At 43.2% G+C, this 11,007-nt stretch carries 9 protein-coding genes and 1 tRNA gene; 6 read left to right on the top strand and 4 right to left on the bottom strand.

The window, feature by feature from the left end; genetic code table 11:
• Positions 1 to 271 precede the first annotated feature (271 nt).
• Positions 272 to 910, top strand: a complete 639-nt coding sequence (locus tag R7Z50_RS13040) for a YchE family NAAT transporter (protein ID WP_005380729.1) — start codon at positions 272 to 274, stop codon at positions 908 to 910.
• Between the two features lie 35 nt (positions 911 to 945).
• A complete protein-coding gene (locus tag R7Z50_RS13035) occupies positions 946 to 1,809 on the top strand; it encodes an ion transporter (RefSeq protein ID WP_005380728.1) in 864 nt (287 codons plus the stop codon).
• A gap of 56 nt (positions 1,810 to 1,865) precedes the next feature.
• Here R7Z50_RS13035 and asd read toward each other — a convergent pair whose 3' ends face one another.
• Positions 1,866 to 2,981: an aspartate-semialdehyde dehydrogenase gene (gene asd, locus R7Z50_RS13030; RefSeq protein WP_005380727.1), complete on the bottom strand. Its 1,116-nt coding sequence runs from the start codon at positions 2,979 to 2,981 to the stop codon at positions 1,866 to 1,868.
• 431 nt (positions 2,982 to 3,412) lie between these two features.
• Between asd and nhaC the strand changes: the two genes are divergently transcribed.
• Positions 3,413 to 4,846, top strand: a complete 1,434-nt coding sequence (nhaC, locus tag R7Z50_RS13025) for a Na+/H+ antiporter NhaC (RefSeq protein ID WP_206970948.1) — start codon at positions 3,413 to 3,415, stop codon at positions 4,844 to 4,846.
• A 90-nt stretch (positions 4,847 to 4,936) separates the two neighbouring features.
• Here nhaC and R7Z50_RS13020 read toward each other — a convergent pair whose 3' ends face one another.
• From R7Z50_RS13020 to yejK, 3 genes are all read right to left on the bottom strand, one after another.
• A complete protein-coding gene (locus R7Z50_RS13020; RefSeq protein ID WP_206970949.1) occupies positions 4,937 to 6,100 on the bottom strand; it encodes a chemotaxis protein in 1,164 nt (387 codons plus the stop codon).
• Positions 6,101 to 6,204: 104 nt separating this feature from the next.
• The gene (locus tag R7Z50_RS13015; protein WP_318149119.1) at positions 6,205 to 7,533 is read right to left on the bottom strand and encodes an Hpt domain-containing protein; all 1,329 of its coding nucleotides are present in this window, start codon (positions 7,531 to 7,533) and stop codon (positions 6,205 to 6,207) included.
• An 82-nt stretch (positions 7,534 to 7,615) separates the two neighbouring features.
• Positions 7,616 to 8,614: a nucleoid-associated protein YejK gene (gene yejK / locus R7Z50_RS13010; protein ID WP_005380723.1), complete on the bottom strand. Its 999-nt coding sequence runs from the start codon at positions 8,612 to 8,614 to the stop codon at positions 7,616 to 7,618.
• Between the two features lie 85 nt (positions 8,615 to 8,699).
• Here yejK and R7Z50_RS13005 point away from each other — a divergent pair, with 85 nt between their 5' ends.
• The 3 genes from R7Z50_RS13005 to R7Z50_RS12995 all read left to right on the top strand — a co-directional run bounded on the left by R7Z50_RS13005 (position 8,700) and on the right by R7Z50_RS12995 (position 11,003).
• A complete protein-coding gene (locus R7Z50_RS13005; RefSeq protein ID WP_005380722.1) occupies positions 8,700 to 8,927 on the top strand; it encodes a YejL family protein in 228 nt (75 codons plus the stop codon).
• Positions 8,928 to 8,949: 22 nt separating this feature from the next.
• A complete protein-coding gene (locus R7Z50_RS13000) occupies positions 8,950 to 10,758 on the top strand; it encodes a DUF3413 domain-containing protein (protein ID WP_005380721.1) in 1,809 nt (602 codons plus the stop codon).
• Between the two features lie 154 nt (positions 10,759 to 10,912).
• Positions 10,913 to 11,003 (top strand) — tRNA-Ser (locus R7Z50_RS12995).
• Positions 11,004 to 11,007: the final 4 nt, after the last annotated feature.

Raw genomic sequence — 11,007 nt, 5'->3', positions numbered from 1 at the left:
ACCGAATACATCTCTCTACAAACCACCTTGGTTTTTATCAAAAATGTGCGAATGTTAACGTTTATGTAAAACAGTGCAATTTATCAGCAACTTTATACGTAACATTTCCTTTCCAGATTAGATACAGTTTATTAAAGAATTAGTTTTTCTCACTTAAATGGCAGGGAATGCGTTAGTTTTTTTCATTTCTTACAACCTAACTTTTGCCTTACATTACGCCCAAATTACCCCTTCTCCTTTTCACTAATGTGAACTTTGATGAGTACGCAACATGCAAACTTTTGAACTTGCTATCTTCTTGCAGTTTTTTCTCGGTTTGGTCGCCGCAGTAAACCCTGTTGGTATCATGCCTGTGTTTGTGTCACTAACCGGGCATATGACACCAGACGAAAAGCGCAATACGGCAACAACAGCAAATGTGGCTGTTGCGATCATCCTGATCATTTCGCTTTTTGCTGGTCAGTTACTGTTAGACATGTTCAGTATTTCTCTGGATTCGTTTCGTGTCGCTGGCGGGTTGCTATTACTTAGCATCGCATTCTCGATGATGAGCGGTAAACTGGGGGAAGATAAGCAGAACAAACAAGAGAAAACGGAATACGTCAGTCGTGAACAGATTGGTGTGGTCCCTCTTGCAATGCCTTTAATGGCAGGTCCTGGTGCAATCAGTTCGACTATTGTTTATGGTGCACGCTACCCAAGCATGTTCGATACCGTGGGCATTAGTATTACGATTGGTTTGTTCTGCCTTTGTTCATGGCTATTGTTCCGCTCTGCCCCATTGATCGTACGATTTTTAGGTCAAACTGGAATCAACGTCATTACTCGTATCATGGGTTTGATATTGGGCGCGCTTGGCATAGAGTTTATTGCGAATGGCTTACGCAACTTATTTCCAGGATTAGCCTGAGTTTCTATAAAATTGTATGATAGAGCGATTCAACAATGGATCGCTTTGTCATGACGACTGACTCTCTTAAACATACTCTATATGTCACCATTTTTGGTACTCATACCAAAGCTGGTAAAACGTTCGATATTGCTCTCATTATCGCGATCATCAGCTCGTTAATCGTACTGGTGTTAGATTCGATACCCTCCGTTCGGGCCGAGTGGGAAAAAGAGCTGAAGTTTATTGAATACACATTTACTGGCCTATTCACGATTGAATACCTTCTAAGGCTTTATTGCTCTCCTAAACCTGCCGCCTACGCAAAGAGTTTTTATGGTGTCGTCGATTTACTTGCGATTTTGCCCACTTATTTAGCACTCTTCTTCCCATCCGCTTCGTTTATGGGTGTGATCAGGGCGCTGCGAGTGATGCGAATATTCCGCATACTCAAGTTAGTCCGATACCTCCAAGAGTCCAATATCCTCTTACGTTCACTGCTTATGGCGCGCAGAAAGATTTTTATCTTCTTTAGTTCCGTCGCCATTATGGTAACGATTTTCGGCTCGTTGATTTTTATCATTGAAGGACCTGAAAACGGATTTACTAGCATTCCTAAGAGTATTTATTGGGCGATCGTGACCATCACAACGGTTGGGTATGGTGACTTGGTCCCTCAAACAGACCTAGGTAAAGGGCTTGCATCACTCACCATGTTACTGGGTTATTCCATTTTGGCGGTACCTACAGGTATTTTCACTGCCGAACTGCACCAAGAGATGCAATCGCACAAAGTATTGGTGAAATGCCCAAACTGCTCCCACGCAGGGCACGACTCTGACGCAATTTACTGTAAACATTGTGGTAGTGAACTAGCCGATCCAGACAAAAGAGTCGTTCGAACGGAAGACGACGCATGAAAAAAGAGCTCCCTAAGGAGCTCTTCTATTTTGTCATCAAATAAAGGATGATGTGATTATGCTTTCTCAGACAGAATAATTCGCAGAGTACGACGCAACGGCTCCGCAGCACCCCAAAGCAGTTGGTCACCAACAGTGAAAGCATTTAGGAAATCATCACCCATTGCCATCTTACGTAGACGACCCACTGGTACAGACATTGTGCCCGTAACTTTTGCCGGTGTTAGCTCTTGAGCAGTGATGTCACGGTCGTTAGGAATCACTTTCACCCAATCGTTATGAGTGGCGATGATTTCTTCGATTTCGTCCATTGGTACATTTTGTTTAAGCTTGATAGTAAGTGCTTGAGAGTGACAACGCATCGCGCCAATACGCACACAAGTACCGTCAATTGGAACAGGTGAACTTTGAGAACCCAAAATTTTATTCGCCTCAGCGCCCGCTTTCCACTCTTCTTTACTCTGACCATTATCGCGCTTCACATCGATCCATGGGATCAACGAACCAGCTAGTGGCACACCGAATTTATCGGTAGGGAAAGAGCCGCTGCGCATTGTATCCGCGACTTTCTTATCGATATCTAGGATAGAGCTTGATGGGTTTGCAAGTTCAGAGCTAACAGAGTCATTGATAACGCCCATTTGCGAGATCAATTCACGCATATTTTGCGCACCAGCACCAGATGCGGCTTGGTAAGTCATTGCGCTTGTCCACTCAACAAGGCCTTTCTCAAATAGACCACCTAGCCCCATTAGCATTAAACTAACCGTACAGTTACCACCGACAAATGTGTTCGTGCCACCGTGGATGCCTTGTTGGATTTGCTTTAAGTTCACTGGATCAAGTGTGATGATCGAATCTTCAGCCATACGTAGCGTAGAGGCCGCGTCAATCCAGTAGCCTTTCCAACCAGCCTGACGAAGTGCAGGGAAAACTTTTTCTGTGTAGCTACCACCTTGACAGGTGATTACCGCATCAAGCTGTTTTAAGCTTTCAATATCATATGCGTCTTGCAGTAAGCCTGCGTCTTTTCCTAAGTTAGGAGCAGGAATACCAACTTGAGAAGTACTGTAGAATACTGGTTCGATTAGGTCGAAGTCTTTCTCTTCAACCATACGCTGCATAAGGACTGAACCAACCATACCGCGCCAACCAACTAAACCAACTCTCATCGTATTAACTCTCCATGTATTAAAAAACCTACCCCATAGTTAATTTTTCACAGCAAAATCTCAACCCCTATTTTGTAAATAAGCGCGTTTTTTAACCTTTTCCTCTGAAAAACCGGGTTACACGAGATTTTTTAGTGTTTGGTTTGCGGTTTTAACCATTTTTCAAGTAGGGAAAGCACTTTAGTCCCCTAATTGGTCTTACCACTCAATGAGAAAATAACACATGAAGCACAATAATTTCACATTACACAACATTTAAAACCAAAAAAGTTAAAACAAACTAACAGTTAATTTCACAAGCAAACGTTTTTACCGACGAACATCAAGATAAAACACCAAATGTTCGAAATATAATTTTTGTTAATGTATGTTATGCGCGATTACAACAAGGAGCGCCTTCCTCTATTGCTCCAAGATTGACAGAGGCACATATGAAGCAAGTTACACCACGCCTACCAAGCTTGATACAGGTATTTATCTCGCTCGGTTTATTTCTCCTGCTGGCATTTTCGTTCACAGCCAAGCTAGACCTACCGATTCAGCTAGCGCTATACATCGGTTGGTTCATTGTCATGATATTGGGCATAAAGCTTGGCCATCAGTATAAAGATCTGGAAAAAGCAGCACTAAATGGCATTTCCAATGGACTTGGAGCCGTTTTAATCCTTTTGGCCGTTGGCGCGCTTGTAGGTACTTGGATCTCTGGTGGTATTGTTCCAACCATTATTTACTACGGCCTTAAAGCAATCCACCCTTCTATCTTTTTGCTCGCGACCATGATCATCTGTTCATTGACTGCGCTAGCGACTGGCACATCTTGGGGTGCGGCTGGCACGGCAGGTATTGCAATGATGGGTATCGGTCAAGGTCTTGGTGTTCCTGCGCCAATCACTGCAGGTGCCGTACTTTCAGGCTGTTACTTTGGTGACAAAATGTCGCCTCTATCGGATTCAGTAATCCTTGCTTCATCTATGTCTAACGTTGAAGTGATGGAACATATTAAAGGCATGTTGCCGATAGCACTCATTAGCTACATTATTACAGGCATTATGTTTACTGCATTTGGCTTCCACTACGCAGGTCAAGTTGACATGAGCCAGGTAGACTCTGTCATTAAAGCGATGGAACAGCAGTTCTACATCACCCCTTACTCATTTGTTCCTGTGATCATCGTATTGTCACTTCTAGCGATGCGTATGCCTTCATTCCCAGTGATCAGTTTTGGTTCTCTGCTAGGTATTATTTGGGCAGTGATGCTCCAAGATGTCGATTTCCTAACCGCGTTCAACACGGCTTGGGCTCCGTTTGCAATCTCATCTGGCGTAGATTTCATTGACTCAATCCTTAACCGTGGCGGCATGTCTTCAATGCTTGGGTCGGTAGCGGTTATCGTATTCGGCCTTGGTTTTGGCGGTCTACTAGATAAAGTAGGCGTGCTAGAGACTATCGCGAAGCTGTTTGAAAAACGCGTTCAAAGTGCAGGTTCATTGGCAACAAGCACAATTGGTACGGCCTTTATGGGCAACGTATTTGGTTCAGCGATGTACGTTTCACTTATCCTGACCCCAAAAATCTGTGCGAAGAACTATGACCGTCTAGGCTACAAACGTAAGAATTTGTCTCGTAACGCAGAATTTGGCGGCACGCTAACCTCAGGTATGGTCCCTTGGAGTGACAACGGTATCTACATGGCCAGTATTTTGGGTGTTGCTACACTGTCTTATGCCCCGTTCATGTGGCTGAGTTTTGTATGTATCATCGTAACGATCTTCACTTCTTACATGGGTTGGTTTGTTGATAAGTGCGAACCAACAGCAGAAGCAGTTGAAGAAGCTGAAGGCGAATTAAAGCAGCAAACCGCTTAACTTCGCAGAGATAGGAAGAACCTCCCTTCCGAATTCAATACTAAAAAAGAGCGCTTTAAAGCGCTCTTTTTGTATTTCCAAAACAAATCGTTAGCTTTGTTTGACTGGCGTTTTCACGGCTGCACGCTTCCCAAACCAATAGCCCAATCCAAGCGGTGCAAAGAATATAACGGCAATGAACAGAATAAAGTAGATGATGGTACTTTTGACAAGTTCAATCAGCTTAGTCATGGCGAGATTCACAACCTCTTGCGACACTCGATCCATATCTTGAGCAAACTTCTCGCGCTCATGGGTAATGATCTGTGCGATTTCTTGGCGCTCTCTGGCAACCATCAGCTCTATAGCTTGGCGTTCTTCACCCAACTGAGATAAACGCGCCTCCGTCCTTTGATCGATATCGTCAACCAAAGGTTGTAACTCCAGCGCCATTTGTTCTGCCAAATAGCGCATGTACTCTGGGTTGTTATCGATAAAATCCCTCACCGAATCAGCGGTAACTTGCAAACTATTGAGCGCCGCATTGACTTTTTCGATACTGGCAGAGCTATTCAAGGCCAACAACTGCGCTTTCCACGTCATAATTTTTGGTGTCTGTTCTGATACCAGACTTAGACGATCAGAGACATCCCCGAGTGCTTCTGGCATCGTGCCTAGCGTTGTAACGGCTTCCTCTTCGCTAATTTGGTTTGCATCTAACCACCTACGGTAAGCCGGAGTCCTAATCATGCTTAAATCAGCGAAGGGATGCTGCTTGGCGAACTCTGCAACAAACGTTTGTGTCTTGATGTATGCTTCTTTCTTCAATAAAGATTGAGCCAGTTTATCTACCTCTTTCGCTAAATAAACGGAAACTAACTTGGCCTCATCGGACGCAAAGAGCTCATTACCAGAAGCGGTAGTAAAAAACTGTTCCATTTGTAGCGTGAAAGTCCATGTATCAATCAGTGCAGCCATTGGGGACACTTGGTATGCAGAAGCTTGGATGCCTTCTTCAGCATTTATCTTCCAAAGTAAAATATAAGATTGATGAACTTCATCATGAGGCTCATATTGTTCGTGTAGTGCGTCTGCTGCTTGCTCAACCTGAGCAAAAAACTGCTGCGCATACTCACGAGTCAAAAGACGCATATTGAGCTCTTGTTTGGTAAGAGGGACGGTTTGACTCTCGATCTTGACTTCGAGCAGGGAGCACCCTGAAAGCATCATAACCAGCCCTATCAACATCATTGAAGACATTCGGCGAACGGACATGAAAACACCTTTAACAAATTGTATAGAACAGGAATAAAGCGAACTAAGTCATATAGTTCGAGCCTTTATTACCTCAACTCTTATGACATTAAGTCAGAGCAATATCAATCTGTTAGCGCTTCTGTTATCTTTTCACTATTGAGAACATTATTAGCAAAAAGTATGGTTTGTTTTAGGACATCATCTAAACATGCCAACTTCTCTTCCGGCACTTTTTGCCCTTGTTTAATCAACAGTTCAATATCACCCGAAATACAGTGCAATGGCATTGCACCTAAACTCCCTGAGACCCCTTTAAGGCTGTGTGCGGCTCTTTGCGCTTGCTCTTTATCCTCTTCTAACAGCTGATACATTTTAGTGCCATCGCCAGAGTGGTCCTGAATAAAGACCTCCAGTAACATCCGCACAGCGCCCTCGTCACCAGACAGAGAATCTAACATTTTATTGATATCTATGTACGGCTCACGTTCCACTACTTCCACTTGTGATGAATTCACCTCATTACAACTTTTTTCGTTCATTTGGACGTTTTGAAAATTTTCTGACTGATCTGAGGGAACAATGTTAGCTCCATTTTCATCATCGCCAACTTGCTCTGACTTTTTATCATCGGTTCTGGGTAGTGGTATCGGTTGAATCGTTTTTGGGGAGAAGGCTCCCCATGAAATGAGGAAAAGGAGCAAACCACTGATTACAGACAACCAAACAATAAAAGTCATTAGCTTCTGTTCCAACTGATCATTTATCGAAGTTAACTGGTTCGGGAAATCTGGATTAAGCAGTTGATTGGATAAATAACTGCCCTGTGCCTGAGCAGATAGTGCGCTTGAGGTTTGAGCAAGCAGGCGCTGAAGAGCACTTCGCTCTTCGGGAGAGAGCGTCTCTGATTCAATAAAAAGTCGGTCTAAGTCACGGTAAGTATCGCTATTCGTTGCAGAGTCACTAAAGACAGACTCAAAAACAAGCGCACCTAAGCGATAGTACATTGCCTGAATTTGCTCAGAGTTTTCTGTTCGAGCACGGCTGCTTCGTAACTGTTCTGCTAACGAAACCAATTCACTGTCACTTCTTACAAAAGCTCGAGCACTTTCTAAAAATCGGTCGGTCGTATAAAGTAATTGAGTGATGTCTGGTGTGATTTTCCCTTCAGAAAACTCACTTTCAAGCTGTAAGCGAACTGCATAAGCCAACTGAAGTTTCAGTGAAATCTGGTCGACGTGTTTAACACGGTAAGGCAGATCGAAGTTAAAAAAGTGCCTGACTTCTTCAACTTTACTTCCTAACTCATTTACAGTCGAAATCGTTTGAATCGTTTGTTTGGCTTGCAGCCAAATGCCAAGTGCTAAAACACACCACAAAACGAACCAGAACCAAACAAACCGCCGTATTCCTTCTTTTAGCTTCAGCAACACTTGCCCCTCACATATCTCCATTAATTACAAGCATATACTATGGATGTTTCTTATTCACATAAAAAAAGAGAGCCGTTTGCTCTCTTTATTTAACGATATGATTTTAATTGCGACTTAACTGATCTTTTAGATTTGGAGGCGTCCCTTTAATCGTTAAGGTATCCGTCTCTGGATCATAAAAAATACGCTCGCCAAGTAAGAGACTATCGAAGCTAATATTCAAACCACCACCAGCTCCAACAAATTTAGTCAGTTTGCGAACCGTCGCACGATCACCTGGGAAAGACTCTTCAAGTTCGTACCCTTGCTCTTTGGTGAAATCCATAAAGCTCGTGCCATCTTGGCTTTGAGGAAGCTCTCCGGAAAGTTCTGAGATTTGAACTTCATCACCGGATTTAATTTGCTCATTGCAGTAGTCGTAAACTTGTTTCTTGTACTCGTTCACTTCTTGCTTTTCTAGCTTCGAGTCAGCACAAAAATCATCCACCGCCTGCATCAACACTAAGTTTTGTTGTTTAGTATCTAAGCCAATATCCGCTTGCAGAAAATCTAGGAAGAAGTCCGCCACTTTACGGCCAACGCGTCCTTTAATGTATTGCAGATAACGATTGGATTCCTTGTCGGTCTCGTAGCTCGACAGGTCGATGCGTGCGGCAATATCCATTTTGGTGATATCTAAGTAATCTGTCGCACTGATGTCCAAACCTTCGGTCACTTTTAAACTCTGATTCATTGGTAAGATACCGATGAACAAGTAGTCCGTTGCTAAACTCTGATACTCAGCGAAAACCAAGATACCTTCATCCGCAAATGGGTACTTAATCAACTCTTCTTTCAAGCGATTTGCACTAATTTGTGAGAAGTCGTAAAAATCTCGCTCTCCTTTGCGCATTTCTTGAAGCCAAAATTGAAATTCGCTGTCTGACTGGAAAGCGCCAAAACCTTTACCAGCTTTAGAATGGAATACTCGGTGAAGCTCAGCGACTAAGTTTTCTGTAGATGCATCGTTCTCTAATGATGCTGGACGAAAGTTTACAACCAGCTCGTCCTGATCGTTTTTGCACAGTTGATGCAGAATAACGTTTGAAAGATGAAGACTCATAGTGATTTTATCTTGCTACAAGGTTTTAGTTGATGGGCATTGTAGGTTATCATAAGCCGCTTTTACTATCATTATTAGAGTCTTTATGCCGATTACATCTAAATATACTGACGAGCAAGTAGAAAAAATTCTTGCTGAAGTAGCAACAGTTCTTGAAAAACACGCTGCTTCTCCTGAGTTGACGCTAATGATTGCCGGAAATATCGCAACCAATGTCTTAAATCAACGTGTTGCTGCTTCACAACGCAAAGCGATTGCTGAAAAATTTGCTCAGGCGCTGATGTCTTCTTTAGAAACACCAAAAACACACTAATCACGGACAATAGAACACATACATGGTAGACAGCGGAAACTCATACGGCGAACGTGTATCTCGACTAGTTGGTTGGGGTCACTGGTTTGCATTCTTCAATATCGTTGCGTCGATGTTGATAGGCACACGCTACATTGTTCAGTCTCCTTGGCCCGAGACGTTACTTGGTCAGTTTTATCTGGCGGTTTCTTGGGTTGGTCACTTTGGCTTTCTAGTTTTCGCACTTTACTTGCTTGTTCTATTCCCGTTGACGTTTATCCTGCCATCGCGGAAGTTGTTCCGTTTGGTGGCAGTGATTTTCGCAACCGTTGGGCAAACCATATTATTAATTGATACCCAAGCGTATCAGTCGATCAATTTGCACTTAACTCCCGTTGTCTGGGAGTTACTATTCAGCGAAGACAAAAGTGCGCTCAGCACTGACCTACAACATTTATTTGTTGTGATGCCGCTGATCTTCCTTATTCAACTCGCACTATCCGAATGGGTATGGCGAAAACAGCGCAAACTATCTCATAAGCACGTAGGACGCCCTCTCGCGGCCGTCTTTTTCCTCAGCTTTATGACCAGCCATTTGGTTTACATTTGGGCAGATGCGTATTTTTACAACCCAATTACTAGCCAGCGTTCAAACTTCCCTTTGTCTTACCCGATGACGGCGAAGAGTTTTATGGAAAAACATGGTCTACTTGACCGTGAGGAATACCTAAAACGTTTGGCAGAAAACGAAGGCAACGTAGAGTTAGTCAACTACCCTCTTGAAAAGCTTGAGTTTAACCGCCGAGTTAATAAGCTCAATGTGTTGATGATCAGCATAAACAATTTACGAGCGGATGCGCTGAACCAAGAAGAGATGCCTAACCTCTATGAGTTTGCTGAAAACAATCAGAACTTCCGTAATCATTACAGCTCAAGTAATGATACATACGGGGCCTTTGGTTTGTTCTATGGCTTACCGACCAGTTATGCATCAAGCATCAAGGCGCAAGGTGCTTCCCCAGTATTGCTCGATGTACTGAAAGATCAGGGCTACAACTTTGGTTTATTCAGTGGCAGTGGGTTTGAAGATGATCTCTACTCAGAAATTATTTTCCGCGACTTGAACTTAGCGGAAGACCTAGATGGCACGCAAGCTCATACCGATAAACAATCTATCGCAAACTGGAATACATGGTTAGCAGAGAAAGCAAGTCAGCCATGGTTTAGTTACATCGAAGTCACCACCGTTGATAATTTTGAATCGATTCCTTCAAATAATGACGAAGAAATGCCTGCAAGTGAGCGATTCAAAAAAGCTTATGAATATGCAGTGAAGTCGGCGGATAGAACTATCGCCGGTATTATTGATGAACTGGAAACGACGGGACAACTGACAAACACCATCGTAATCATCACTTCTAATCACGGTAGTGAATTTAACGAAACCAATACGAACAGCTGGGGAGCAAACAGCAACTACAGCCGTTATCAATTACAAGTTCCGATGGTGATCCATTGGCCTGGAATGCTGGCTGGCGAATTTAATCACAGCACAAGTCACTTGGACCTCTCAGTTACACTGTTGCAAGATATGCTCGGCGTATCTTCCAACCCATATGATTACAGTAGTGGTCGCAACCTATTCGATGAAAGTCGTCGTCGCTGGATCTTGGCGGGCGATACTCGCGAGCTTGCCTTAATTACTAGCTCACAAACCACAGTGATCGATAAGTTTGGCAACTACAAGCTGTATGACAAAAACTACAAACGACTTCGAGATGATGCACCGAAGTTGCCAGTTTTGATGCAAGGTTTAACTGAGTTACAGCGTTTTTATTCTAAAAACGATTAATACCTAGCAATCCATATACTATTCAAACTCCCCTTTTTGGGGAGTTTTTGTTTATTTCAACAACACAAACCACAAATTTGCGCAGTAAACATCCAATCAGTTCAACTAGGGGTTTACAACATTTTCAAAGCCTTATATTATGCGCCTCAACAACGGAGAGATGGCTGAGTGGTTGAAAGCACCGGTCTTGAAAACCGGCATACGTTAATAGCGTATCTAGGGTTCAAATCCCTATCTCTCCGCCACATT

It is taken from the genome of Vibrio sp. 1249-1 (genome assembly GCF_033340495.1).
The sequence above is the reverse complement of the archived record's forward strand: the minus strand, read 5'-3'. Positions and strand labels throughout refer to the sequence as shown.

What these genes read in the sequence shown, in the direction of transcription:
- R7Z50_RS13040 (WP_005380729.1), top strand. Translation starts at nt 272, where the DNA reads ATGCAAACTTTTGAACTTGCTATCTTCTTGCAGTTTTTTCTCGGTTTG.
- R7Z50_RS13035 (WP_005380728.1), top strand. Translation starts at nt 946, where the DNA reads ATGGATCGCTTTGTCATGACGACTGACTCTCTTAAACATACTCTATAT.
- asd (WP_005380727.1), bottom strand. Translation starts at nt 2,981, where the DNA reads ATGAGAGTTGGTTTAGTTGGTTGGCGCGGTATGGTTGGTTCAGTCCTT.
- nhaC (WP_206970948.1), top strand. Translation starts at nt 3,413, where the DNA reads ATGAAGCAAGTTACACCACGCCTACCAAGCTTGATACAGGTATTTATC.
- R7Z50_RS13020 (WP_206970949.1), bottom strand. Translation starts at nt 6,100, where the DNA reads ATGTCCGTTCGCCGAATGTCTTCAATGATGTTGATAGGGCTGGTTATG.
- R7Z50_RS13015 (WP_318149119.1), bottom strand. Translation starts at nt 7,533, where the DNA reads ATGGAGATATGTGAGGGGCAAGTGTTGCTGAAGCTAAAAGAAGGAATA.
- yejK (WP_005380723.1), bottom strand. Translation starts at nt 8,614, where the DNA reads ATGAGTCTTCATCTTTCAAACGTTATTCTGCATCAACTGTGCAAAAAC.
- R7Z50_RS13005 (WP_005380722.1), top strand. Translation starts at nt 8,700, where the DNA reads ATGCCGATTACATCTAAATATACTGACGAGCAAGTAGAAAAAATTCTT.
- R7Z50_RS13000 (WP_005380721.1), top strand. Translation starts at nt 8,950, where the DNA reads ATGGTAGACAGCGGAAACTCATACGGCGAACGTGTATCTCGACTAGTT.